This is a genomic window from Coleofasciculus sp. C1-SOL-03, from assembly GCF_040220555.1.
Lineage (GTDB): Bacteria > Cyanobacteriota > Cyanobacteriia > Cyanobacteriales > Coleofasciculaceae > Coleofasciculus.
In genome coordinates, this window is the sequence record NZ_JAVJUO010000060.1 from 1 (window position 1) to 26,307 (window position 26,307).

Annotated in this window: 23 protein-coding genes; 9 read left to right on the forward strand and 14 right to left on the reverse strand. The window is 45.7% G+C overall.

All coding sequences use genetic code 11. The features are described 5' to 3' along the window. Positions 1-174 precede the first annotated feature (174 nt). From RIE73_RS08885 to RIE73_RS08915, 7 genes are all read right to left on the reverse strand, one after another. Positions 175-663, reverse strand: coding sequence for a Dps family protein (locus RIE73_RS08885; RefSeq protein ID WP_446400852.1), 489 nt, complete (start codon positions 661-663; stop codon positions 175-177). 216 nt (positions 664-879) lie between these two features. After that, complete coding sequence (locus tag RIE73_RS08890; protein ID WP_446400853.1) at positions 880-1,143, reverse strand: ParB N-terminal domain-containing protein; 264 nt, start codon at positions 1,141-1,143, stop codon at positions 880-882. A gap of 186 nt (positions 1,144-1,329) precedes the next feature. After that, positions 1,330-4,011, reverse strand: a complete 2,682-nt coding sequence (locus RIE73_RS08895) for an AAA-like domain-containing protein (protein WP_446400854.1) — start codon at positions 4,009-4,011, stop codon at positions 1,330-1,332. Between the two features lie 511 nt (positions 4,012-4,522). Next, positions 4,523-5,083 (reverse strand): Uma2 family endonuclease, encoded by a 561-nt coding sequence (locus RIE73_RS08900; RefSeq protein WP_446400855.1) that lies wholly within the window; start codon positions 5,081-5,083, stop codon positions 4,523-4,525. A gap of 177 nt (positions 5,084-5,260) precedes the next feature. Next, complete coding sequence (gene mdh / locus RIE73_RS08905; protein ID WP_446400856.1) at positions 5,261-6,229, reverse strand: malate dehydrogenase; 969 nt, start codon at positions 6,227-6,229, stop codon at positions 5,261-5,263. 141 nt (positions 6,230-6,370) lie between these two features. Beyond that, the gene (ndhO, locus tag RIE73_RS08910) at positions 6,371-6,589 is read right to left on the reverse strand and encodes an NAD(P)H-quinone oxidoreductase subunit O (RefSeq protein ID WP_446400857.1); all 219 of its coding nucleotides are present in this window, start codon (positions 6,587-6,589) and stop codon (positions 6,371-6,373) included. Further along, entirely contained in the window at positions 6,589-6,750 is a 162-nt protein-coding gene (locus RIE73_RS08915; RefSeq protein WP_446400858.1) for a hypothetical protein, read from the reverse strand. Before RIE73_RS08915 ends, ndhO begins: the two co-directional genes overlap by 1 nt. Before the next feature lie 75 nt (positions 6,751-6,825). Here RIE73_RS08915 and RIE73_RS08920 point away from each other — a divergent pair, with 75 nt between their 5' ends. Beyond that, complete coding sequence (locus RIE73_RS08920) at positions 6,826-11,298, forward strand: NACHT and WD40 repeat domain-containing protein (RefSeq protein ID WP_446400859.1); 4,473 nt, start codon at positions 6,826-6,828, stop codon at positions 11,296-11,298. Positions 11,299-11,392: 94 nt separating this feature from the next. Here RIE73_RS08920 and RIE73_RS08925 read toward each other — a convergent pair whose 3' ends face one another. From RIE73_RS08925 to RIE73_RS08940, 4 genes are all read right to left on the reverse strand, one after another. Beyond that, complete coding sequence (locus RIE73_RS08925) at positions 11,393-12,253, reverse strand: DNA-formamidopyrimidine glycosylase (protein ID WP_446400860.1); 861 nt, start codon at positions 12,251-12,253, stop codon at positions 11,393-11,395. 22 nt (positions 12,254-12,275) lie between these two features. Beyond that, positions 12,276-12,488, reverse strand: a complete 213-nt coding sequence (locus RIE73_RS08930) for a photosystem I reaction center subunit IV (protein WP_446400861.1) — start codon at positions 12,486-12,488, stop codon at positions 12,276-12,278. A gap of 192 nt (positions 12,489-12,680) precedes the next feature. Next, entirely contained in the window at positions 12,681-12,893 is a 213-nt protein-coding gene (locus RIE73_RS08935) for a hypothetical protein (RefSeq protein ID WP_446400862.1), read from the reverse strand. Then, the gene (locus RIE73_RS08940; protein ID WP_446400863.1) at positions 12,881-13,537 is read right to left on the reverse strand and encodes a DUF6391 domain-containing protein; all 657 of its coding nucleotides are present in this window, start codon (positions 13,535-13,537) and stop codon (positions 12,881-12,883) included. Before RIE73_RS08940 ends, RIE73_RS08935 begins: the two co-directional genes overlap by 13 nt. Before the next feature lie 463 nt (positions 13,538-14,000). Here RIE73_RS08940 and RIE73_RS08945 point away from each other — a divergent pair, with 463 nt between their 5' ends. From RIE73_RS08945 to RIE73_RS08955, 3 genes are all read left to right on the forward strand, one after another. Then, positions 14,001-15,818, forward strand: a complete 1,818-nt coding sequence (locus RIE73_RS08945) for a serine/threonine protein kinase (RefSeq protein WP_446400864.1) — start codon at positions 14,001-14,003, stop codon at positions 15,816-15,818. A 186-nt stretch (positions 15,819-16,004) separates the two neighbouring features. Next, positions 16,005-16,775 carry a tRNA(His) guanylyltransferase Thg1 family protein gene (locus tag RIE73_RS08950; RefSeq protein WP_446400865.1) on the forward strand — a complete coding sequence of 257 codons (771 nt, stop codon included), beginning with the start codon at positions 16,005-16,007 and terminating at the stop codon, positions 16,773-16,775. A 127-nt stretch (positions 16,776-16,902) separates the two neighbouring features. Then, the gene (locus RIE73_RS08955; protein ID WP_446400866.1) at positions 16,903-18,228 is read left to right on the forward strand and encodes an ATP-binding protein; all 1,326 of its coding nucleotides are present in this window, start codon (positions 16,903-16,905) and stop codon (positions 18,226-18,228) included. Positions 18,229-18,540: 312 nt separating this feature from the next. Here RIE73_RS08955 and RIE73_RS08960 read toward each other — a convergent pair whose 3' ends face one another. Continuing rightward, positions 18,541-18,672, reverse strand: a complete 132-nt coding sequence (locus tag RIE73_RS08960) for a hypothetical protein (RefSeq protein ID WP_446400867.1) — start codon at positions 18,670-18,672, stop codon at positions 18,541-18,543. 93 nt (positions 18,673-18,765) lie between these two features. On the opposite strand from RIE73_RS08960, the gene RIE73_RS08965 reads away from it, so the two are divergent. Together RIE73_RS08965 and RIE73_RS08970 are read left to right on the forward strand one after the other, a co-directional pair. Next, on the forward strand, positions 18,766-20,124 hold the full coding sequence (locus tag RIE73_RS08965) for a tetratricopeptide repeat protein (protein WP_446400868.1): 1,359 nt from the start codon (positions 18,766-18,768) through the stop codon (positions 20,122-20,124). A 210-nt stretch (positions 20,125-20,334) separates the two neighbouring features. Beyond that, complete coding sequence (locus tag RIE73_RS08970) at positions 20,335-20,877, forward strand: 1,2-dihydroxy-3-keto-5-methylthiopentene dioxygenase (RefSeq protein WP_446400869.1); 543 nt, start codon at positions 20,335-20,337, stop codon at positions 20,875-20,877. 186 nt (positions 20,878-21,063) lie between these two features. Here the strand turns inward: RIE73_RS08970 and RIE73_RS08975 are convergent, their stop codons facing one another. Then, a complete protein-coding gene (locus RIE73_RS08975; RefSeq protein ID WP_446400870.1) occupies positions 21,064-21,723 on the reverse strand; it encodes a TraX family protein in 660 nt (219 codons plus the stop codon). A gap of 394 nt (positions 21,724-22,117) precedes the next feature. Between RIE73_RS08975 and RIE73_RS08980 the strand changes: the two genes are divergently transcribed. Then, positions 22,118-22,885 (forward strand): ChaB family protein, encoded by a 768-nt coding sequence (locus RIE73_RS08980; RefSeq protein ID WP_446388550.1) that lies wholly within the window; start codon positions 22,118-22,120, stop codon positions 22,883-22,885. Positions 22,886-23,106: 221 nt separating this feature from the next. Here RIE73_RS08980 and cobO read toward each other — a convergent pair whose 3' ends face one another. Further along, positions 23,107-23,787 carry a cob(I)yrinic acid a,c-diamide adenosyltransferase gene (gene cobO / locus RIE73_RS08985; RefSeq protein WP_446400871.1) on the reverse strand — a complete coding sequence of 227 codons (681 nt, stop codon included), beginning with the start codon at positions 23,785-23,787 and terminating at the stop codon, positions 23,107-23,109. Between the two features lie 157 nt (positions 23,788-23,944). Between cobO and psaD the strand changes: the two genes are divergently transcribed. After that, a complete protein-coding gene (gene psaD / locus RIE73_RS08990) occupies positions 23,945-24,421 on the forward strand; it encodes a photosystem I reaction center subunit II (RefSeq protein ID WP_446400935.1) in 477 nt (158 codons plus the stop codon). Between the two features lie 237 nt (positions 24,422-24,658). Then, the gene (gene trpE / locus RIE73_RS08995) at positions 24,659-26,182 is read left to right on the forward strand and encodes an anthranilate synthase component I (RefSeq protein ID WP_446400872.1); all 1,524 of its coding nucleotides are present in this window, start codon (positions 24,659-24,661) and stop codon (positions 26,180-26,182) included. Positions 26,183-26,307: the final 125 nt, after the last annotated feature.

Consider the following 26,307-nt stretch of genomic DNA (forward strand, 5'->3'; position numbering starts at 1 on the left):
CTCCCCACCGATAAGTGAACAACAAAACCCGCCCTCCCCACCGATAAGTGAACAACAAAACCCGCCCTGATTCAAACAAACTAATTAGGGCTTGCTACACAACCCTGAAACCATTGCCCATTGCCTATTCCCTATTGCCTCTCCCCACCACCAGACTTATTCAGCAGCCCCTAATTACGTCAACATACTCCGCAGCATCCAAGCAGTTTTCTCATGAGTCCGCATCCGTTCAGTTAACAAGTCAACAGAAGACTCATCATTCGCCCGTTCAGCCGCCGGAAACGCCTCCCGCGCCGTTCTCACCACCGCTTCATTCGCTTCTACCAGTAAACGTACCATTTCTGAGGCTTCCGGAACCCCACGGGTTTCTGGAATCGAAGAGAGTTCGGCAAATTCGCTATAACTACCAGGCGCTGGGTAGCCAATAGTACGAATCCGTTCAGCAATATCATCCACTGCTACCGCTAATTCAGTGTACTCCGTCTCAAACATATTATGCAGCGAGTGGAACATCGGTCCGGTTACGTTCCAATGGAAGTAGTGTGTCTTTAGATAAAGAGTATAGGTGTCTGCTAGCAGGCGAGACAGTCCTTCGGCAATCTCTTTACGGTCTTGTTCTGAAATACCAATATTGACAGGTGCAGATTTATCAGCCGTTTGCATAGTGATCTCCTAATTTGATCCAAAAATAACGTTAACAGAAAAGCTGATTGAGTCCTTTATTTCATAGAGTTTAGCAGAAAGTAAGATGTGAATTCAGTTGCTAAAGGCATACTGCAAGTCCTTTTTACATACCGACGATCCATCTTAAACAATTCACTATCTGTTACAGATCATCCTAAAGTATGAACTGTTCTCACCTCCCCAAAATGATGCTTCTTAGGCTAAATGTCGCATTAAGACGGCACGAGGGGCGCGGCGAACCCGGCATTTAATCGTTTCTTTACCTAGGCGCTGATGTGCCTCAAATCGATGACATCCAGAGAAGCCATAATACTCTCCATCAACTTCGAGTACATCAATGGGTTCTCTTAATCCCTCTTCCTGGATGGATTTCATCAACTCCAGTACCTTTTCGGCGTCATTTTCGCGGGGAAGGGGACGGCGAATTTGCTGTAGCGGAATTTCTCGAATCTCAACCATCGTGCCAATAACACCTCTGCATCTTAATGTTTACGTATAAATCATACTCGTTATGAGTTTGACTTGCAACTTAGAGATGGAGTATGGGGAAGATGAGGAAGTTAACTCAAAATTCTACCTTACCTGTTCCCTGTTCCCTGTTCCCTGTTCCCTGTTCCCTGTTCCCTATTCCTTGACAAATGACAATTACTTTTGAATCTGCGACAGATCCATATTGCCAAAATTGACCACAAAAGCAACATTAAGATTTTCCAGAGACTGAACTAACCAAAAAATGTCATTAATCGTTTGACGTTCATAGTGATTAAATAAAATCGAAAATCGCTTTTCTAAATCGGGTTTAACTTTGCTACAGAGGAGGATCACTTTCAGTAATAATCCCGTTGTCCGAATCGACCCCATGTTAGAAATTAAATCGATAAAGACATAGTGATTTGGATGCTGAGGACTGCTGACTAAGAAACTTAGCAACTGACTACAGGTTCTCAACAGTAAAAAGTCGTTTATTTGCTTCGAGTCGCTATCTGGCAACGTATTCTTGAGGTGTTGCGCCAAACGTTGATTAAATTGATGTTTACCATAAGCAGGTTCAATTGCCGCTGTTAAGTATTCATATAAATCGGCTTTAAACGCCCGATAAGAGGGGGTTTGATTACTTTGCTTGAGAAAACTTTGGGCTAAGTCTCGGTAGGAGTAAGATCCTTCAACTTTGCCCATAAATTGCTTCAGGGCGAAATAGAGTTCGCGATCGCTTAACAACGTCGGGTTGGGTACGGGTTTAATCAGCGTGGTGTTTGAAGTGTGGGTTTTACTGGATGCGAGTCGCACTCGCCGGATCAAATAGGTGACATATTGAGAGAGATTCATTTCCAATTGCCACTGACGCTGAGTTTGAATGTGGCGGATGGTTTGCTGATGTTCGTAGGAACTATCTGAACTTAGCAAAGCGTGGGTGTATAAATAAGGGTATCGACAAATCAATTGTCCTAGGGCGGGATTGGAGTCTTGGCGATCCACATCGGCGGTTTGATCAACAACGTTGACCAAGCGTTTTAGGGTTTGAAAGTCTTCACTTTGAGTAAAGACTCGCAAGAGTTCTCGCAATCGCTTGGATAGTCCCGACGTTGCCCTAATTGTCCCCGATTGAAAGGGTTTTTCAAATAATGCCACCAATTGCGCGATCGCCTGATCGTGGTTGGCTTGCATTTGCCAACGGTTGATCAAAATATGGCAGCACCGATTGAGAATATGGGTAAAGTTTTGATGGCGGGGATTAGCGAGGACAATTCGGTGGAAGGCAGCGATAATGTCGGGTTCGGGGTAGTTTTTCGCGGTAATAAAGAGTTGTTCAAATCGTTCGATGAGTTGCTGGGGGGATTCTCGTTGTACCCAATAGAGTAAATGATCATATAATATCTGCTCGTCGGCACTCAAGGAACGCGGCGGAGACGTTGGTAAGAATTCTGGCGGCGTAGGTTTGGGAGAGGGTTTTGTTGTCGATGTTGTCTCCAATTGTTTCTGAGGGTGGCGATTTCCCCGATAAACACCAGCGATAACCTGCTGACGACTAGCATGTAGGAATTGGTAGTCCTTTTGATTTAAGCGTTTCCCTTTTGCCCAAACTGAGGCTTGTTGTAATTGATTTCGGTTCAACAAATAAGATGTATCCTGACACCCACTGGCAAACCAAGCCATCATCGCCGAGTGATACGGGCGCAGATTATTCAGGACGTTGGTTACCCAATCCTGATTAAAAATAGAGGCGTAGATGCGGTTATAGACCCTCAAAACAGGCTGGGCGTAGTTTTCCCCAATAGGCTGTTTCACAACCAATCCTGATAGGCGCAATTCTCGTTGTTCGGGACTATTATCGGCAGGGATTTCTCCCTGATCGAGAATTTGCTGGTAGAGTGTTAAAAGTTGACGGGTACTGGCACGGTTAGGTAATAGGCGATCGCGAATGGTTTTCAGGTGTTCGGGTTCATCCTTAGCTTCCCAGTTATCAATGATGTGCGATCGCACCAACTGTTCAATCCACACGCTAATTTGGGATTTATCTTGGGGAATCTTCGTGGGTAACCAGAGTTCGGCTTGGTGCAAGACAATCTGACACAGCTTTTGGGTGAGAAACGGTTTACCCCCTGTCCAGGTTAATATTTCTTGGATGATGGCGGGAGAATAGTTAACATGGGCGGCTAATCCTTGGGCTAAGGGTAAACATTCATTTAATTGAAAGCCTGTCAGTTCAATTGCCCGACCAATATTAAATGGGGTGCTATGTTTATCTTGAATTAACTCCCAGGGAGTCGCAACACCCAACAGGGCAAATGTGAGGCGTTGGTAGGCGGGATGATCGGCACGACTATCATAACAGGCACGAATCGCAGCTAAAAAGTCATCGACGCGAAAGTTTAAGCTGACAACCGTATCAATTTCATCAATAAAAATAACAATCGGTTGCGGAATCGCCGGAAGGAGGATACGTTCAATAAACTCACTGAAGCGTTGTACGGGCGAAAGGAAATCGCGATCGCGCCACCATCGACGTAAGTTAAATCGTTGGGTCAGATTGAAACTAATCACCAAGCGACGGACTAAACCAGCATACCATTGCTCTGGGGTGAGATGTTGGCATCCAATCTTAGTCAAGTCAATCGCCGCACAAGCAAATCCTGCATCTTCTAAGCGGCGCATGGTTTGCACCCGCAAGCTAGATTTCCCCATCTGTCGGGAGTTGAGGACATAGCAGAAATCCCCAGCCCTTAACCCATCATAAAGTTCAACATCGGCTTGTCGCCACACATAGGTGGGAGAATCGGCGGGGAGGCATCCGCCAAATTGGTAGTTATAGGCTAAGGTGGTAGTCATATTCAAGACCCTGACGAAACGCTGCATCGGTAGGAAACCGGGTAGAGCGAAGTAATAAAAAAGGGGTTACACCCCTCAGCGTAAACGATTTTTAAGCCGCTATAGTAACTCTTTCCGAGTCTTGCCGACAACATTCCACCCTAGATCAAGCCCTCAAACCCTTACTGTTCCCTGTTAAGCAGTTCCCTAATCTCAACCGTTAACTTTAATTGTGTCCACCCACTGAGTCATATCATGTCCGCTTGAACACCCATAATTAGGACTGATATCATGTCCGGTGGAATACTTACACTATCGGTTAAGACAAGGCAGAGGGCAGAAGGCAGAGGGCAGAAGGGAAGGAGGAAGGTTGCAAGGTACAAGGGAATAATGATTGTTTGGACGGACATGATATGACTCGGAGACTCGAAGACGCGGAGAAATTTTTATCATGGGTGATTTGCCGGACATAATATAATATTATAAGTAGGCAAGAATGAAAAAAAAGTGAAATAATAATAGAGCATGGGTGTTACGCCAACAAATCATCAACCGCCACACTAAACCCCTCTAACACCTGTTGCGTCCTGACAACATCACCCTGATTAAATAAAACTTGTTGCTGTTGTGTAATCACCAAAACCCACTGACTTTCCGGAAACACTAACCAAACTTCCTGACACCCCGATCGCAGATACTCTTTAACCTTACTAAAAACCTCTTCCGCCCCATCTGTTGGTGAAATAATCTCAGCAATTAAAGGAAAACTTTGAGATAAAACCGTAAACTCGCCAAATTGTTCCACCAGTTCTGGGGTTAGATAAGACACATCGGGACGACACCCTCGTTCTCCTGTCCAACATGGCGTTTCCGTGTAAACATCTCCGCCTAGGCTCTGATCCTGTTTATAATTTCCCCAATATCGGGCTAATCGTGCTTGAATTCGACCATGTTTGGCTGTCATCCCTTGCTTCTCTACCAACTGACCATCTACCCATTCTGTATGGTCAGGGGGATTTAGCAAATAGTCTTGGACAGAGAAAACTGGAGACTTAACCTGAGAGTCTTGGGAATTCGCGATCGCGTATGTCATAGTTATCCCTTATCCGTATGTCAGTCATCCCTAACAAAGGATACATGATATCAATTCCGTATACATATTCATCCTCTGCTGATAAAGAACTAACGTTTCAGTGTAATCAGTGTAACTAATCTTTCATCCCCCCACCCCTATCTCTCCAATAAATCAGTGAAATCAGTGTTTTGACAATTAACCCAACATTTCCTGCGCCCGCTTAATATTTTTACGAACCGACTCGGCTGACGTATGTAGGGCGGCGCGTTCGGTATCCGTGAGGTTAAGTTCCACAACTTTTTCCACACCCCGACATCCTAACCGTATAGGAACACCAATAAAAATATCCTTTAAACCATATTCCCCATCGAGATAGGATGACACAGGTAAAAGTCGCGACTGATTATGTAAAATGGCTTCCACCATCGCGCAAGTCGAGGATGCAGGCGCGGAATACGCCCCGCCAGTTTTCATCAGATTCACAATTTCTGCGCCACCATGACGAGTTCGATCCACTAAGCGTTCAACTGTTTCCTCATCCATCAGTTCAGTAATCGGAACCCCTCGCACTGTGGAGTAACGGGGTAAGGGTACCATTAAATCGCCATGACCCCCCAAGACTAACCCACTGACATCCGTAATCGATACCCCTAATTCCATTGCAATAAAGGTTTGGAAACGGGCAGAATCTAGCATTCCCGCCATTCCCATCACCCGTGATGGGGGTAATCCTAAGGTTTGCCAGACCAAATAGGTCATCACATCCAGGGGGTTTGTGACAATAATGTACAAAGCATCGGGCGATCGGGCGATCGCTTTTTCGGCTACCTCCACCGCAATCTTGGCATTAATTTTGAGTAAATCATCTCGACTCATCCCCGGTTTACGCGGTAAACCCGCCGTGATGATCACCACATCCGACCCGGTGGTATCCATATAATCATTGGTGCCAATAATCTCGCGATTGTGACAATCCATCCCCTGTGCCTGCATTAAATCCAGGGCAATGCCTTGGGGAATACCGGGAACAATGTCTAAAAGTACCACATTTGCCAAATTGCGTTGGGCAATCCGGTGCGCCAAGGTGCTACCGACGTGACCCGCGCCAATCACGGTGACGCGGTGATCATTGCAAGCGATAGGTAAATTCGAGGAAGATGCCATGGCTATAGATCGATTTTTGCGATCGCGACGATACAACTAACGTGGCACAGCTAACATGGCGCAATTTTACAGCTTTTTTGGGCGCAAGCCTGGATTTTTGACCAGGCTAATGGAGCAAATTAGGCGTGTCACGCTACTACTTTAGCTAGTGACTTCGAGTTGGTCGAGACGAAACCAAATGTTCGGGGTGGGTACATAAAACTTGACAAAGGCATAGTCACCCCGGATATCGACCACTTCCCCATCACTTTCAAAAATATAAGGAGGAAAGCGAGTATCACTGGCTTTAGCTTCCACACTATTATCCAACGTTTCGCGATTTACGCGCACTAATGCGCCTTTTTTGAGTTTGCCTGCCATTACTTATCCCTAATATCGATATGAGTCAACGCTTTCCAGCCATTATCCCTCATAATTAACCTCTGAGTGTAGGGGCGACCCGCTTGTACTAAATACTGCCGTTCGTAGTTGCGCTTGTAGTTGCGCTTGTAGTTGCGCTTGTAGTTGCGCTTTAGCGCCATAAACTGAACACAGCCACCATTAACCCTATTTAAAATAATAATTAAACCCGCACCCCCCCATAAAAAACCACCGCCGTGAACCCGATCAACCTCGATCCAATCATCACTGCAATCAGCGCGATCGCACGTCCAGCCGCCCCCCTACTCAAGACTAAGCTAGAACGCGACGAAACCGTCATCAAACTCCTGAAAAAGTTTAATCTCGATCCCGAACATCCCCATCCTGACTTTACCAGCATTTATCAATACGCCTTTGTCGAATACGGCATCGGCAAACCCCAACCAATTCTCGAACTATTCCGCCAAAACGAGATTCAACAGGCTTTTCGCCAAGCCTTCGATCGCAATAACCCCTCCATTCTCCTGCACCAAGGGGAAGCCTTTCTCGACGGATACGCCTTGGGGGATGAAATCCGAGAATTAAGAATTGACCCCAAGCGCGAATTTGCTGCCTTTGCTACCGTATTCATTGAAGTTGCTAAGCGATCACGCACTCCAGCAGACGTTCTCACCAACCAGAAAATCGACTCCTTACACAAATCGATGAGAACCCTGCATCAACGCCTGGATAGACTCCCCACCTTAACCGGAATTCGTACCGAAATAGCACGGTTGGCGGCACAAGAATCTCTGCTATCCGCCCAGGAATCATCCACCGAAATCCCCTGTCAGGCGTTTGGTTTAGCCCAGCAGATGAAGGGCTGGTTTGAAACCCTGGGTTATGACTTTGAACCCTATCAAATCTGGAATAATGCACATTTTGAATGGATTGTCAACATTCCCGCCCGACGCGGATATGACCGGATTTTGGTCAGGGGGATTGAGGGAGAAGCCGGAATTCGGGATGTCACCGCCTTGCGAGAATCAGTGGATACTCAACGCACTGATGAAGGCTGGTTAGTCACCCAACGTCGCATCAGTCGCGCCGCCCGTGATGCTGTAGAAACGCGGGAAAATCGCGATTTATTTTGTTATACCTTTGATGAATTATTGGATGAAGCGGCAGATTTTCGGGAGTATTTGAACTGGTTAGAAACAGAGGTAAAACGGCGCGAGATCGATAAAAACTATGTGCCATTAGCTTGCAGCAAAGCAGAGATTGATCCGATTACCCAGCGTCAAATTGCCGTGAGTCGTTACGATGAACGCGATGGCTGGATTGACGGCTATATTGACCTCTGGTTAGATGACTCAACCAAAGAGCATATCTCAATTTTAGGAGAATTTGGCACAGGCAAAACCTGGTTTGCCTTCCACTATGCTTGGATAGCATTACAACGGTATCAGGAGGCAAAAAAACGCGGCGTTTCCCGTCCTCGCTTACCCTTAGTGATTACCCTGCGCGACTATGCCAAAGCCGTTGATGTGGAGAATGTTCTGGCGGGTTTCTTTTTTAGTCAGCATAACATTCGCCTGAATAGTAAAGTTTTCGATCAACTCAATCGCATGGGGAAATTGCTGCTCATATTCGATGGCTTTGACGAAATGGCAGCCAAAGTGGATCGTCAGCAAATGATTAACAACTTCTGGGAATTGGCGAAGGTAGTCGTACCCGGAAGCAAAGTTATTTTAACCTGTCGCACCGAACATTTTCCCGAAGCCAAAGAAGGACGAGCGTTGCTGAATGCGGAATTACAAGCATCGACGGCGAATTTAACCGGAGAAACGCCTCAGTTTGAGGTGCTGGAATTGGAAAAGTTTGAGGATGAGCAAATCCGTCAGGTGTTATCCTTTCAAGCTCAACCTGCCACCGTTGAAAAGGTGATGGAAAATCCGCAATTATTGGATTTAGCCCGTCGTCCAGTCATGACGGATTTAATAGTGGAAGCCTTACCAGATATTGAAGCAGGTAAACCTGTGGATATGTCCAGGGTTTATTTGTATGCGGTGTGGCGCAAGATGGAACGGGATATTAAAGCCGAACGCACGTTTACATCGTTGGCAGATAAGCTTTATTTTCTCTGTGAATTGGCGTGGGAGATGTTGTCAACGGATCAGATGAGTTTGAATTATCGGCAATTTCCCGATCGCATTCGTCGGTTATTTGGTTCAGTGGTTCGGGAGGAAAAGGATTTAGACCATTGGCATTATGACATGATGGGGCAATCGATGCTAGTTCGGAATGCGGACGGCGATTATACTCCGGCACATCGATCCCTATTGGAGTTTTTTGTGGCGTATAAGTTTGCCGCCGAGTTGGGGGTATTGGCGGCTGATTTTACTAAGTTGGCTCAAGCCCAATCTGATATTAAGGCAAGTGCTACGCCTGAAAATTATACCTGGTCATCTTATTTTCACCGTCAGATGGATGAGGCAGGGGAGATAATTTCAATTGCGCCGTTAAAGGGATTTGAGAGTGAGTCGCTAGCGCAATTACGTCAAACATTAGGACAAGCACCGTTGACAAAAGCGGTGATGGATTTGATTATACCGATGGTTGACCGAACCTCCAAAGATCAATCGTCGCTTCAGGAAATTCTGGAAGCGACACGGGGTAAAAGTGAAGATGAGGTAGGATATGTTGGGGGGAATGCGGCGACGCTACTGGTGAAGGTTGATCAGGGTGCGTTGGAAGGTAAAGATCTCAGTCGCGCTGTGATTAAAGGTGCTGATTTTAGCAATGCCAGCCTACGTAATGTCAATTGTACAAATACCAATCTCGCTAATTCTGTTTTTACAAAAGTATTTGGTTTTGTCTTATCAGTAGCATATAGCCCTAACGGTCAAGTTTTTGCTACAGGCGAAGCGAATGGAAAAATTCGCTTGTGGCAAGTGGATAATAATCAACAGATATTAATATTTCAAGGACATACTGATTGGGTAAGTTCAGTTGCTTTTAGCCCTGACGGTCAAATCCTAGCTAGTGCTAGTCACGATATGACAGTAAAACTCTGGAATATAAACAGTGGAAAATGCTTGAAAACTTTACATGGACATTCAAATCGGATAAGAACAGTAGCTATAAGTTCAGATGGGAGTCTCCTCGCCAGTGGAGGTGATGATCAGACAGTAAAATTATGGAATGCATCAACTGGAGAATGCCTAAACACCTTAAAAGGACACCTTGGTAGAATATGGTCAATAGCTATAAATTGTGACGGCAGCATTTTAGCTAGCGGCAGTTCTGACCATACGGTTAAATTATGGGATATTGCCACTGGTAAATGCTTGGAAACTTTGCAGGGACATACTAGCCACGTACAGTCCATAGCTATTAGTCTAGATGGTGCAATTTTAGCGAGCGGCAATGATGACAAAACTGTAAAGCTATGGAATATAAATACAGGTAAATGTTTGAAAAGTTTGCAAGGACATATAAGTAGAGTTCGGTCAGTTGCCATTAGTCCAGATTGCAAAACATTAGCAAGTGGTGGATGTGATACCCTAGTTAAACTCTGGAATATCGAGACTGGACAATGCACAAAAACTTTGCCAGGGCATACCCGCGAAATACTTTCATTAGCTTTTAGTCCTGATAGCAAAACTGTAATTAGTAGCAGTCATGACCAGACATTAAAAATTTGGGATATTCACACGGGGAAATGTCTGAAAACATTACAGGGACATAAGCATTGGATAAATTCTGTAGCCATCAGTTCTGATCATACAACTCTTGTTAGCGGTAATGAAGATTCAACAGTGAAGCTTTGGAATCTCCGCACTGGAGAATGTTTGCAAACTTTGTCTGATCATACAGATTGGATTGATTCAGTCACTCTTGCCACTGACGGTAAAATTTTAGCGAGTGGGAGTGGGGATAAAACAGCAAAAATCTGGGATATTTCTATTGGTAAATGTTTGAAAACATTGCAAATAGATAATAGTCCAGTGTTTGCAGTCGCCATTAGTCATAATAATAACATCTTGGTAACTGGGAGTAATGACAAAACAATTAAGTTATGGGATATTCTTACAGGAGATTGTTTGAACATCTTCCAGGGTCATACAAATAGAGTTAGGTCAGTATTAATTAGTAATGACGGGACAATTTTATTCAGTTGCGATATTGATGGTATAATTAAATCCTGGGATATAAAAACAGGTAAATGCATCAATACTTTTCAAGGGCATAATCATGCCGTATGGTCATTGGCTATTTGTTCTGACGGTAAAATTCTTGCTAGTGCAAGTAGCGACCAGACAATAAAGCTATGGGATACCACTACAGGAAAATGTCTCAAAACTCTCCAAGGGCATACTGATAAGGTGTCTTCAGTAGCCATTAGTCTTGACAGTACAATACTAGCTAGTGGAAGTAGCGATCAAACCATAAAACTATGGAATATTCACAGTGGAGAATGTCTCAGAACCTTACAGGGTCATACAAATCGCGTACAGTCGGTAGCACTGAGTCCTGACGGTAAAATCTTAGCCAGTGGTAGCTATGATGAAACAATTAAGGTTTGGGATGTGAAATCGGGCAAGTGTCTAAAAACTCTAGTCAACAAGCCTTATGAAGGCATGAATATTACGGGCGTTACAGGTTTAACCGAAGCCGAGAAAACCACACTCAAAACTTTAGGCGCCGTAGAACTAACACAAGATTAAGAATTTGGAAACCCGCGCAGGCGGGTTTTGTTTGTGTAGCTGCGGTTTCAACCGCCCAGCCAGTAGGTTGGGTTGAGGCTTAAACACTGAAATCTTACTTGGTCGTTGGTGACTGACAGCTTGGGCAAAAATGAGACGAACGCCCTGACAACTTAATCCGCTCAATTGGGGTCTCACAGACGCGACAAGGCTGTCCTGTGCGACCATAGACCCAAGCGACTCCACTGTAGTTACCATTGACACCCTGGACATTGAGGAAGCTGCTGAAGGTTGTGCCACCCGCCTCAATCCCCGCTTTTAAGACTTGAATAATCCCTTGGTGCAGACGTTCAATTTGGTCTACACTTAATCGGGCGCAAACCGTTTGAGGGTGAATCCCACTCACGAATAAGGCTTCATCAGCGTAGATATTCCCCACACCTGCCACCAGGGATTGGTCGAGGATGGCGGTTTTGATCGAACGCTGAGACGTTTTCAGCTTCTGCGTCAGATACTCTGGAGAGAAAGCATCCGAGAAGGGTTCAGGTCCTAAATTTTGCAATCCCGTGATAATGCTGTCACATTCTTCCCCAGGCGGCACCCACCACATCCGACCAAAGGTGCGTTGATCCACAAAGCGCAATTCCTGTCCTTGGGGGAAAAAGAGGCGCACTCGCGTATGCTTCTGTAACGGTTCCCTTTGCTGAATCCATAACAATTGCCCACTCATTCGCAGATGCACCCCTAACCAGCCAGCATCCCCCTCTTCAGAGTGGCTAAGTTGGGCAAGTAGATATTTACCCCGTCGATGCCAATCGGTAATTCTCGTCTGCGTCACACCTTCCCAAAATGCCGCCACAGAAACAGGGTAGGCGATGCTGCGCGGGAGCAACACATCCCCACCCTGAATAGCCTGGGTACAAGTAATTTGCCTCAAACCCAGGCGAATTGTTTCCACTTCCGGCAATTCAGGCACGGCTTCGGGTGATTCCGTTCCCTTACTTCTTCTTCTTCCCGGGTTCGACGACTACGAGTTCGCTTTCCGCAAAGTTATTGGTATTGATGCCGGAATAGTTGACTTTATCGAAACGGACAATGACAGGATAGATAATGCCGCTCTTGTCTACGGTTGCTACCGTTCCGATATCGTTATACCAATAGGATTCTTTGCGTTTAATCCGAACTTTTGCGCCGCGTGTTACTTCTGCCATATCAGTTTTTCCCTTACGAATCTAGTTTTACAGCGTACTACTGGATCAGGGGTATCTGCTTACTCTTTATTTTAAGTTTTATTACAAAGATGAGTTGAGAAACCCCTAGTTTCCAGATATAGAGGGGGATAGGGCAGATGCTGGGGGAGCAATGTAGAGACGTGCCATGGCGCGTCTGGAAGCTGGGGAAGTTTATATGACCTGCTTCTGTTTCCCCACACCCCATACCCGACACCCCACACCCCACACCCCATACCCGACACCCCATACCCCACACCCCATACCCGACACCCTATACCCCACACCCCACACCCCACACCCCACACCCCATACCCCACACCCCATACCCGACACCCTATACCCCACACCCCACACCCCACACCCTTTTGAACCTAATCCCGCCATCGCACCTTTACGAAATAAGCCGATCGTCCCCAGATATCGGAGGTATCGCTAATCTCCTCAACAGCCAGATTAAAAGGAATCGCCGTGGTCAGGTAGCGTTGAGCCAGAATACCCATGTCAGGGGTAAGTTGGGTGGCTGTAGCGGTGGCTAGACCTAAACCAATCAGTTGCTCAATCGGACCACGGGGTAGGAGGAGATGAGCGCCGAGGGCTAATCCAGCCGTTAACATCATGCCAACGGAGAGATTCGTACCGCAACGAGGATGTACCGCTAAATTCCATTCCCCTTGGGTGAGACGATTCAACGCCAGAGGAACCGCACGTCTCAAGTCCGATACATTCACCTCACCATAGAGGTAAAATCCTTGTTCAGTAGATAAACCACCTAAAGTATCATTATCCATCTCATGCACGGTGGTAGCTGTACCCGCACGACTGCTACCAGGGCGTGACGTATAGTTGGCATTGGCTAAATCAGCCAGAACCCAAACCGTTGCATGTTCAAGAGCGTGAACCTGACGCAACATTAACAGTTCTTTTAACCCTGGTACAAAAGGCAGTTGCTTGAGTAAGTCTGTGTCTTGGCTGGGATAGGGTGTAGGAACGTTAAAATCCCACGTCTGAGCAGAAGTCGTATAAGTCATGGCAGGATGTACTCTCAAACTCGCCGATATTCTTTTCACTGTAGCGTTGGTTGTTGGAGAAGTCAGGAAAAATATACCATTGCTCCCAGACGTAGCATGCTACGTCTCTACATTGCTTCCCCAGCTCCCTCTGCTCCCATAACGACGCGATACAATACCAGGTAAGCATCTAGACACCGTACATCTTAATTCGTGCCTATAACAAAAATTGGTGTCAATACTGCTTGGATAAGACTGATCCCCCCTAGTCCCCGGAGAATAAAAAGCATAAGCAACATCTGGCTTCCCTGTGTAAAAAAGCGAAGCCTCCTCTGGCTTCCCTGTCAAACAACAACGAACCCTTCTTTAGCTTTCACCTTTTGAAGAGAAAGGCAAGGGGGATCTATAAGGGAAGAGGGAGATCTGAATTTGACAGATGTGCCATGGCACGTCTCTAGCTAACGTTTGACGTTTGACTTACCTCATGAGTAATTTTCCAGACTTATCCAGCCACGGTTTCAGGGTTGTTCGAGAATTAGGTCATAATCGCGCAGGTGGGAGAGTCACCTACCTGGCGGTGCCAATTCCGCCCCTGACGTCAGAGGGAACGCTGAAAGAACCTGTTGTGATTAAACAGTTTCAGTTTGCCCAACGTGAGGCACATTGGTCAGATTATGACGCCATCGAACGGGAAATTCAAGTGTTACGCGGCTTGAATCATCCAGGAATTCCCCGTTATTTGGATTCATTTCAAACTGAAACGGGGTTTTGTTTAGTCCAGGATTATAAAAAAGCCGCGTCTTTAGCGGTGCGGCGTAGTTTTGATCCCGCTGAGATTAAGCAAATTGCTGTTTCATTACTCAATATTCTCATTTATTTACAAAATCGCATTCCGCCAATTAGTCATCGGGATATTAAACCGGAAAATATCCTAGTTGATGATGAGTTGAATGTCTACCTGGTTGATTTTGGCTTGGCGCATATCGGCGGGAGTGAAATTGCCATGAGTAGTGTGGCGAAGGGGACAATTGGGTTCATCGCGCCGGAATTGCTGTTTAATCAACAAGTGAGTGAAGCCTCGGATCTCTATGGCTTAGGCGCAACGCTGATTTGTTTGCTGACAGGTATTGCTTCAACCGATATTAGTCAGTTGATTGATGAAGACTATCGGATTAATTTTAAACATCGGGTTCCTCGGTTGAGTTTGCGGTGGATTGAATGGCTGCAAAGAATGGTGGAACTGAAACCGAAAGACCGTTTTCTGGATGCGGAAACCGCTTTAGAGGCGCTGAACCCGATTTATGTGATTCGAGTGCCGGAGGTAAATCTCAATGTCCCGTGTTTAGAGTTTACGGCGAAGAAATTAGGGGAAAAGATAACTAAAAAGGTTGTTCTAACCAACTCCGTTCCCGATACGGTATTAGAAAGTCGGTGGCAAATCGCCCCTCATTTGAGTGATCCGCCTCACACGCCGGATTTTCATGAATGGATTTACTTTGAGCAAACTCATTTTGTCAGCAATCAAGTGCTGTGCAAAATTACCGTGGATACGCGCAAGCTGATGGCAAATAATCTGTATGAGCGGGAGATATTAATTCATAGTAATTCCCATCCAGAAACCCAAAGCTTAATGCTAAACGTGAAGACAGCACCCGTACCGATTCCAGCGAAGAAATTTCCCTATTTTTCAGTTGGATTATTAATTTTCTTTGCCGCTGCTGCAACTTGGGTTGAAGCCATGGCATGGGATGGTATTGTACGTCATAGTGGCACAGTCGGTGTGGCGATCGCGGTGTTCATTTCGGTGTTAGTGGCGGGATTGGGACTCGTGGCGGCGATTACGTCGGGGTGGATTAGTCAGGGGATGGCAAAGGTGCGATCGCGCTTTGGGGTTAAGGTGAAAGCCTTAGATACCGTGGCGGCTGTTTTTTTTGCAGGTATCGCGGCGATAGTTGTGGCACGATTTGGCGCTCAATTTCGGGCGACGGATATGGCAATTGCGGCATTTGCAGCGGTGGATGCGGTGGTATTTATGGCGGCGTTTGAAGGGGAAGGTGTGGCTCAAAGTTGTGTGCAACGGGGCTTTAGTCAAGGGTTAGCATTTGGGGTTTCTGTCTTATCCGCCGCCTTGGGAATTAGTTTAGGAATGGCTTTAAAGTTAGGGGTAGTTAATGGGATGGTTTGGGGGGCAATTTTAGGCACAGGTTTTCCTTTAGCCACGTTAATTTTATATCCCCCATTAGATCGGGCGAAACGGATTGCCCGTTATCGCAAATTTGAGCGGAATTTAATTAAACCGTAATCAGAAGACTGATGAATTAGGGCGGGTTGTGTTGATCAGTTATCGGTGAGATAGGGCGGGTTTTGTTGTTCATTTATTGGTGGCAATTAGTTTTAGTGGCTAAACCCGTTCCTACAATACAATTGTTCCTAAATCCGCCCCTACCATTGCCGTGGCACGTCTTGACAGATTCCTATTGAAATACCAATGAAATTTGATGAACTGGATGCCAAAATGCGGGTTTATGAAACCGCTCATGATCACTGCGTTTTGCCCGGATTATATATGATAGCGCGGTTAGATGGGCGCGGGTTTACTCGGCTAACGCGAGAGGTGCATCCATTTTCAGCCCCCTTTGATCAACGGTTTCGAGACGTAATGATTCTCACCGTAGAACATCTGATGAATTGCGGGTTAAAGGTTATCTATGGCTATACTCAAAGTGATGAGATATCACTACTTTTTGATGTCGCTGAATCTACCTTTAATCGCAAATTACGCAAGCTGAACTCCGTATTAGCTGGAGAAGCCAGTGCGAAATTTTCATTGATATTGGGGACAGTGGCGTGTTTTGATTGTCGCATTTCCCAATTACCGACAATTGAAATAGTGGTTGATTATTTTCGTTGGCGACAAGAAGATGCCCACAGAAATGCGTTAAACTCTCATAGTTATTGGTGTTTGCGGAATGATGGCAAAACTGCCCGACAAGCCACAGCAAGGTTAGAACGGTTATCGGTGGCGGATAAGAATGAATTGTTATTCCAACATGGGATTAATTTTAATCATCTACCGAATTGGCATAAACGAGGGGTAGGATTATATTGGGAAACCTATCAAAAGCCGGGATTGAATCCCCTGACAGGTGAGACAACCCAAGCCACGAGAAAACGGATTCGACAGGAGTTCAATCTACCGATGAAAGACCAATATAGTCAGTTTATTCGCGGTTTATTGAGGGAAATTAATCCGTCTTAGGTTGAATGTCACTGACTTAAGCTGGGTTCGTAGTAGGGAATACAGCGCTTACTACAAACTCTAAAGTCAGTGGCATTCGTCTTAGGTTAAACAAACGGCATCAATGACATAAGACAAATGACAAACCATGAACGATTTCCAGATATTAAAACGAATTTTTAATGCCTTTGACCCCTTTCGCCCCTTACCTCCTGGTGATCCAACTTATGTGGATTGTGAAGAAGTGCGGGGCGATTGTGATATTTTAATTGAATTAGGGCGATCGATTTTATTATCAGATAGAGTCACCTGTAATCTCTATGCCGGACATCGGGGGGCAGGAAAATCAACAGAATTGCTGCGCCTTAAAGCGGACTTGGAACAGCAGAAATATTATGTGGTGTACTTTGCTGCTGATGATGAGGATATTGATCCAGAAGATGCCCAATATACGGATATATTATTGGCGTGTACGCGGCGGTTATTAGAAGCGTTGAAAGATAATGCTAAACCTGACCCGTTATTAAATTGGCTGAAATATCGCTGGGGTTCGTTGAAAGAGTTGGCGCTAACTGAGGTGACATTTGAGAGTTTGAATCTGGAATCTCAGATGTTACAATTTGCCAAATTAACCGCCAATTTAAGAGCGGTTCCCAGTACCCGGCAAAAGATTCGAGAACAGGTGGATGCGAATACTGTCTCCTTGATAGAAGCATTAAATGAGTTTATCACTGATGCCAAGCACAATTTACCCTGGGGCTGTTCCGAATTAGTCGTAATTGCCGATAACTTAGATCGGATTGTGCCGATTTATGAAGCCAACGGGAAACGCAGTAATCATGATGAGATTTTCATTGACCGTTGTGAGCAACTGAGTAAATTAAATTGTCATACCATTTATACTGTACCGATTTCTATGGTGTATTCAGATCGCGGAACTGTGTTAGAAGATCGGTACAGTAAAGCACAAGTTTTGCCGATGATCATGGTACGCCAACCCACAGGTGAACCCTATATCAAAGGGATTGACAAGTTAAAGGAATTAATTGATAAACGCATTCGTCATAGTGTGCCGGATTTAACCCTGGAACAAGTATTTGAGGATACCAATACCGTCGAACAACTCTGTTTAATTAGTGGCGGTCATGTGCGAAACTTAATGCTATTAATGAAAACCAGTTTACAGCGCAGTCCTCGTTTACCTATTGCCAAGAAAGCCGTGCGTCGGGCAATTACTGAGTTACGGGAAACCTATCGCACAGCGGTGAATGAACCGGAATGGATGATGTTGGCACAGGTTGCCAAAACCAAACAGATGCCGAATCAAGATGAATATCGCAAACTGTTATTTAATCGCTGTATTTTAGAGTATCGATATTTAGATGAAGGAGGAGAGATTAGAGTTTGGCATGATGTGCATCCCCTAATTTATGGGATTGAGCGTTTTCAATCCGCATTGAATCAACTGTTGTAGTTCGTAATTCGTAGTTCGTAGTAAGGGAACTTTAGCCTATCATCGTATCGCAGAGCAGGCATTCATTTATGTTAACTTAACGTTGCAACCCTAGCCCCCCGATCCCCCTTCCGTCCCCCTTTTAGATCCCCCTTCCGTCCCCCTTCAAAAGGGGGAGACCAAAGGATGCTTCGCTTTTTTTTGCACGGGGGAACAAGAAAAAGGGAAACCATGAAATTACTCAAAACTATTTTTGGGACACAACAATTAGCGAGTAGGGTGGGTTAGGCGGAATCTAATTGGGTTGATAATCCTTATAATGAACTATCCAACCTAACCCACCGATATAAGTTCTGGATTCATTTGAACGGAACAGAAGATAAAGCTGGATAGGTTATCGCCTAAAAACACCGTAGCCAGTAGGGTGGGCATTGCCCACCTGATATTTTGGTAAAATAGTGGCATAAATTTGACAATTAAACCGGGCGCACGTCAGTATTAGGGCGCACGTCGGTGCGCCCCTACGGTATCTGAACAGAATATATCAGCATCACAGCAATGATCCGAAACTTGACCGAATGGGATGAAGACGACAAGGGCGACGCCGAGGACGAATATGAAGCCCTGCGGCGTTCTTTGAGTTGGACAGAAGGGTTTGGTTTGCTGTTTGTTGATTGTACTCCCGCCACCGCCGAGAAATTAATTAAGGATATCAAGCAGGATTTACCGCAAAAAAGAATCGAGGTTTTACGTCTTACCGAACCGATTGAGAATCTCTATACCGAAATCGCCGCGTTACCAAATCTGGATAGTATCGATATCTTATTTGTTCAAGGGTTAGAGCATTCGATTTATGACTATGAAAAGACAATTAAAGATAATACAGAACGTCGCAACTATTCATTGTTTTATGTGCCGCGTTTATTCGGACATCTGAACCTACAACGAGAATCATTTCGCGACCATTTTAATATCTGTTTTGTCTTTCTCCTGCCCAAATTTGCCCTCACCTATTTCAACCGCCGCGCACCCGACTTCTATGATTGGCGTTCTGGCTTGTTTAAATTAGAGACTCGAGGTGAGTTGGCTTTAGCCGAATTATCTCAAGGGGAAGATGAGTTTTGGTGGAACCAAGGATATCAGAAAGCTATGGCTGGGGATTTGGTAGACGCAATTGTTTGCTGGGAAAAAGCGTTAGATATTGCCCCCGATTCTCACGCTGCCTGGTACAACCGGGGTATTGCCCTAAGAAAGTTAGGAAGATTAGAGGAAGCGATCGCTAGCTACGATAAAGCCTTACAATTTAAACCTGATTTGTATCAAGCCTGGAACAACCGGGGTAATGCCCTGTTTGAGCTAGGAAAATTTGAAGAAGCGATCGCTAGCTACGATAAAGCCTTACAATTTAAACCTGATAAAGATGATGCTTGGAACAACCGGGGTATTGCCCTATTTAATTTAGGACAATTAGAGGAAGCGATCGCTAGCTACGATAAAGCCTTACAATTTAAACCTGATTACCCTGATGCCTTGAACAGTCGGGGTATTGCTTTGAGAAAGTTAGGACGAACAAAAGAAGCGATCGCTAGCTACGATAAAGCCTTACAATTTAAACCTGATGACTATCAAGCCTGGGATAACCGAGGTTTTGTTCTGTATAAGTTAGGACGAATAGAAGAAGCAATTATTTCCTGTAATAAAGCCCTAGAAATTAAACCGGATTACGATAATGCATTTTACAACAAAGCTTGCTATTTGGCGTTGCAAAACCAAATTGATCTAGCCTTAGACAACCTGCAACAAGCCATCACGCTGAATCTTGAAAAATACCGAGATATGGCAAAAACGGATTCTGAATTGGATAACCTTCGTCAAGATCCACGATTTCAAGCGTTGATTCAAGAGGACAGAAATTAACGTTATCAGTGCTTCAGTGATCAAAGAGTTGCTCTGCTTCTAGTCCTGTGGTACACCGAATTTGATAGATTAGCTTTAGGCACAGAAAAATCATCGGATCAGGGGCTAAAGCCCCGACTACGAACGATAGATTAGCTTTAGGCACAGAAAAATCATCGGATCAGGGGCTAAAGCCCCGACTACGAACGAACCCCAAAGGAGAACCACGCTATGGCAATCTTACAACTCCAAGACGGAACAACCTACACCCAACTCAACGACATTACCCAGGAATTAGCCGCCCTGAATGTGAAACTCAATCATTGGTCAGTTGGCGATAATCCAGAGATTCGCCGCTTGTTGGCGCAAGATTCTTTAACCGATGAAGAAAAGGAACAAATTCTGCAAGCGCTGGATAACTATTTTGAACACCTGAAACAAACCGCAGGTTATCAGTCTCGCGATTTAATTGTGCTGCATCCCGATGTCCCCAATCTGGACACAATGCTATCTAAATTTGACCGTTGTCACTACCACACTGATGATGAAGTGCGCTACATTGTCGCGGGTGAAGGGGTGTTTGGTTTTGTGCGTCCCGATGGTTCTCAGGTGGAATTAACCGTGCAGCCAGAAGAATATATTAATGTCCCAGCGAATACGGAACATTGGTTTCATTTAACGCTATCTCGACGGGTGAAAGCGGTGCGTTATTTCACCACAACAGAAGGGTGGGTTCCGGAATATACGGGAACGGAAATTAATTTTGAGGCGTAAATTTAGCCCCGGTAGGGACATGGCACATCTAATTTTATGGATTAAAATTTCATCCATAAACCGTAGGGGCGACCCGCTTGCACAAAGGAGGGCGGGTTTTGTTGTTCAATTATGGGTGACAAGTCGTGTTAGTTCCTAAACCCGCCCCTACAGGTGTGACAAAATCCATCCTTCGTCTTAATCAATTCAATACATCGTTAAAAACCATTTAATCCCAGCTATCACGCCCAGATGAACCGGATAAAACAAGTAAAACCATCGCGTTTTTATTCCTGCTTCCCCATTATGGAGGTAAATAAATACGGGCGCAATAATGCCAGCCAATTCAACAAAACTTCCCCCAAGGGCGACATAAAGGATATGCGGTACTATATAAACCACCCACCATTTAAAATGAAACTGTCCGGGATGAAACTTTGACATTATATAGACGAGTGGCAATGTAAAAAATCCTGCCTCGAAACGAGCGACTATGGCAATCGTGGTAAACAATAAAACGATCGCCCCCTTCAGCAAACCATTATTAACCTGTTTCGAGAGCCGAATCATCGTTACGCCAGCCGCCAGCACGAACAAAATATTCAGGGGAGGCGTTGCTGAGAAAATTAAGGAATAAACATGAGAATAAATCGGTTGTGAAATAACTCCCAGTAGGATTAGCCTAAAGACATAGTTCCAAATATTAGATGTATAGTTTTCCCCTTGTGCCGCTAGCCAAGCAAACAGGGGAAAGCTCAACCGTCCGAGCGCAACCATAATCGTTGCTTCTGGGAAAAATACCCGTCCCACATGATCGATTAGCATCAGCAGACAGGCGATTAATTTAAGGTGAAATGAATTCAGCAATTTTATTCAAGGGAACAGGGAACAGGGAATAAGGAACGGGTAAGTAGGGTGGCATGAATATTTGTGGTTGAGGCAAGGCAGAGGGCAGAAGGCAGAAGGCAGAAGGGAAGAGGGTTTGAAGATGTCTTACATAACTTAATATAGTTGAGTTTATTTCCACCAACCTACTTAATACCTAATTTAAATGCACCTCAGCTTAATACTAAATCCGGGTTCCCTATCCCCGTTATAATTCAGTCCGCCTAAGCGCACTTGGTTTGTGTAGTAACGATTTTAATCGCCGTGGATTTCCTTCTGTCATGATCCACCCTAAGAGCGATGAAAGAGGCGGGGTAGATTCCCTAACCTTGTAGTTTAGCAAAGCCAATCACGAAGACACTTATGGAGGGTTTACATGGCTGATGATTATAGAGCCGAACGCACGATTTCTGCGGTATTTAAGGAACAAGATCAAGTCGATACCGTAGTCCGACGCCTAGTCGATCGCGACGTTCCCTCAGATCATATCTCGGTGATGGGTAAGAATTTTCAATCTCAAAGCCGAATTGCTGGATTTATCAGTAAAAAAGATGTTATTTTAGGCGGACTCAGAACCGGGGCAATTTTTGGATCGTTATTTGGTTCCTTCTTAAGTCTGTTAACCGGGGTGGGTGTTTTATTCATTCCCTTTGTTGGTCCTGTGGTGTCAGCCGGTCCCCTGAGTGCTGTACTATTAGGCGCAGCCAGTGGTGCGCTAGCGGGTGGTGCTGGTGCAGGTTTAGTCTCGGTTCTGGCGGCGTTAGGAATGTCAGAAGAGAAAGCGGCGATTTACCAAACCCGACTGCAAGCGGGTGAATTTCTGGTGATGGTAGAAGTTCCCGCCGGAAAATCTGGCGAATACCAACTCTTAATGCAAAATGCAGGTGGGGAAGAAATCCATACCAGCGATATGACCCTACCTCGCCCCTGTCCCGGTAAATGCAGTGATCCCAGCGATTTATCTCCCGAAGTGCGATCGCATCTGTCTGAAGCGGCTCAGAAAACCTTTATCGAGCGCTACAATAGCGTTTACGATGAGAATCAAGACCCAATCCAAGCAGAACAAGCGGCGTGGGAAACCATTCATCAGCAGTATGAAGAAGATGAAAATGGCGTGTGGTCTAAGCAAAAAGTGACTGCTTAAATTGGGTTTGTAGTTTGTAGTAAGGGAACCTTAGCCTTTTATTCAGTTAGGCAACCCAACCGATAAGCTTAAGTAGGGTCTGCTGAATAAGTGGTGAGGGGAGGGAACAGGGAACAGGGAACAGTGCAGCAAGCCCTAAGTAAAGGTGCGTTACGCTTCGCTAACGCACCCTACAATTGGGAACGAGATTGTTACGGTTAAACCGGGCGTAAGCCAATCCATCAAAATTCGATTCCCGGTTGCGCCTTAACATTTTGCTCCCGCAGCGGATGCTTCACCAGTGTCATTTCGGTGACTAAATCTGCCTGTTCAATTAAGGGTTTCGGTGCGCCTCGCCCGGTTAAAATAACGTGAGACATGGCGGGCTTTTCTGCTAACCCTGCCAATACCTGCTCAACGCTTAAATATCCCAGTTTTAACGCCACATTCACTTCATCCAATAGCACCAACCGAAACTCTGGGTTGCGGATAAACTCCAGCGCTTTTTCCCAGGCGGCTTCGGCTTTGCTGATATCTCGTTCCCGATCTTGGGTTTCCCAGGTAAACCCCTCACCCATCGCATGAAACTCCAATTGAGGTGTCTCCCCATTGGCGGCGGCTGTCCATGGCGCAAATGCCGCCTTCTCTGCGGGTTCCCAAGCGCCCTTGATGAACTGAACGATCGCCACCCGATACCCATGACCGAGCGATCGCAAAACCATCCCTAGGGCGGCTGTCGTCTTCCCCTTGCCATTCCCCGTGTTTACAATAATTAACCCTTTTTCGCTTGACGCTTGCGCCAGACGTTGTTCCTGAACCTGCTTGCGTCGCTGCATTTTCTGGCGGTACTGCTCTGAGGTTAACCCAGAACTGTTCTCAGATTCCTCAAATGCGCTGGATTCCCCGTAGGAACTGGTTTTCATCACCAATTACTCAAGACTTATGACAAAGAATTCATTACTAACTGTAACAGTTCTTGACAAAGTGACAAAATAAAGCGGAACGGAATGATAGCATTCCCTAAATGCCCTATTTTCTTATACACGATTGAGAGAGACAGTTATGGCAGAAGAAGAAAACATGCAGGAACATGAACAGGAACAGCCTCCTGAGGCTCCCGCTGCAGCAGGACAGCCTACTCTATCTGGCAAACCTCCCCTCTTTGGCGGTAGCACCGGTGGCTTGCTGACGAAAGCCCAAGTGGAAGAAAAATATGCGATCACTTGGACTAGCTCTAAAAAGCAAGTCTTTGAAATGCCCACCGGTGGTGCAGCAATCATGAATGAAGGGGAAAACCTGCTGTATCTGGCTCGCAAAGAGCAATGTCTGGCGTTGGGAACCCAGTTGCGGACGCAATTTAAGCCCAAGATTGAAGACTATAAGATCTACCGGATTTATCCCAGTGGTGAAATCCAGTATCTGCACCCCGCAGATGGCGTTTTCCCAGAGAAGGTCAACGAAGGGCGTCCCTTTGTCGGTAAAATTGACCGTAAGATCGGCAAGAACCCCGAACCTGTTACCCTCAAGTTCAGCGGAAAGGCGACTTACGAAGTCTAATCGCTGACCCGTATTAGGCAACTGAATACTCATTCAGGATAGCGGGTTAACGGGTTACTGACGGGCGCTGCACTGGTTAATCGGTTGCTGGTCTGTTAATTTGTTTGAAGGTTGTTCGTTCATCTCGGTGAACGGTTCAACCTTCAATTTGGTAATAGGGGAATGTAGAGACGTAGCATGCTACGTCTCTACATCTCATCTCCCTCATCTTCCTCATCATTCATACAATTGAAGCCTATGATATTACCTGAGTTTTCTCAATTTTGCACCCTGTCTCAACAGGGTAATTTTGTACCCGTTTACCAAGAGTGGGTGGCAGATTTAGAAACTCCGGTGTCGGCTTGGTATAAAGTCTGTGCGGGTCAACCCTATAGTTTTCTCCTGGAATCGGTGGAAGGGGGAGAAAATGTGGGACGCTACAGTTTGTTGGGGTGTGATCCGTTATGGGTGTTGGTGACACGGGGCGATCGCACGACGCAGATGCACCGGAATGGTACGGTGACGGAGTTTGAGGGAAACCCTTTTGAGGCGTTAACCCATTGCCTTAGTCCCTATCATCCGGTTAAATTGCCCCAATTACCACCCGGAATTGGTGGATTATTTGGGTTTTGGGGGTATGAGTTGATTCGCTGGATTGAACCGCGAGTCCCGGTTTACTCCCCCTCGGATCAAGATTTGCCGGATGGATTGTGGATGCAGGTGGATAACCTGATTATTTTTGATCAGGTGAAGCGGAAAATCTGGGCGATCGCTTACGCGGATTTACGGGAGGCGAATGGGGACTTGGAATCGGCTTATCAGCAAGCCTGCGATCGCGTCCAGACATTAGTCCACAAGCTGCAACTCCCGTTATCGAGTCAGGATACGGTTTTGGAATGGACGCCGCCAGGAACCAACACGCAGCCGTTAAGCTATACCAGCAACACCCAAACGGAACAGTTTTGTGCCAATGTCCAAAAAGCCAAAGACTATATCCGCGCGGGTGATATCTTCCAAGTGGTTCTCTCCCAACGGCTTTCGGCTGACTATCAAGGTGATCCCTTTGCTTTATACCGTTCCCTGCGTCTGATTAATCCCTCGCCTTATATGGCGTATTTTAATTTTGGTGATTGGCAATTAATTGGGTCAAGTCCAGAAGTGATGGTGAAAGCCAGCCGATTACCCACCGGACAACTCCAAGCCACCCTGCGTCCCATCGCCGGAACTCGCCGTCGCGGTCAAACACTGCAAGAAGATGAAGCCTTAGCACAAGATCTACTGCACGATCCCAAGGAACTTGCCGAACACGTTATGTTGGTGGATCTGGGACGTAATGACTTGGGGCGAGTTTGTACCAGTGGAACCGTAACCGTTGATGAGTTAATGGTTATCGAGCGCTATTCCCATGTTATGCACATTGTTAGTAATGTGGTGGGAGAACTGGCTGAGAACAAAACAGCTTGGGAGTTACTCAAAGCCTGTTTTCCCGCCGGAACCGTGAGTGGTGCGCCGAAAATTCGGGCGATGGAAATTATCCACGAATTGGAACCAGAACGGCGGGGGGCTTATTCTGGGGTCTATGGCTGGTATGATTTTGAAGGGCAACTTAATAGTGCGATCGCGATTCGCACTATGGTGGTTCGTCCCCATCCCTCTGGTACACATACAGTATCGGTGCAAGCGGGTGCTGGTTTAGTGGCTGACTCTAACCCAGAAAAAGAATACGAAGAAACCCTGAATAAAGCCAGAGGCTTATTAGAAGCCATTCGTTGTTTAAGTTGACATCCATGGAAGTCTATCACCTTTAGATATGCTGTAGGGACAACCCGCTGACACGAACCAAAAACTATATCCACTCAATTTATTTAGGTCATCTTTTGCTCAATTTAATGGTAACAAAAGTCGCC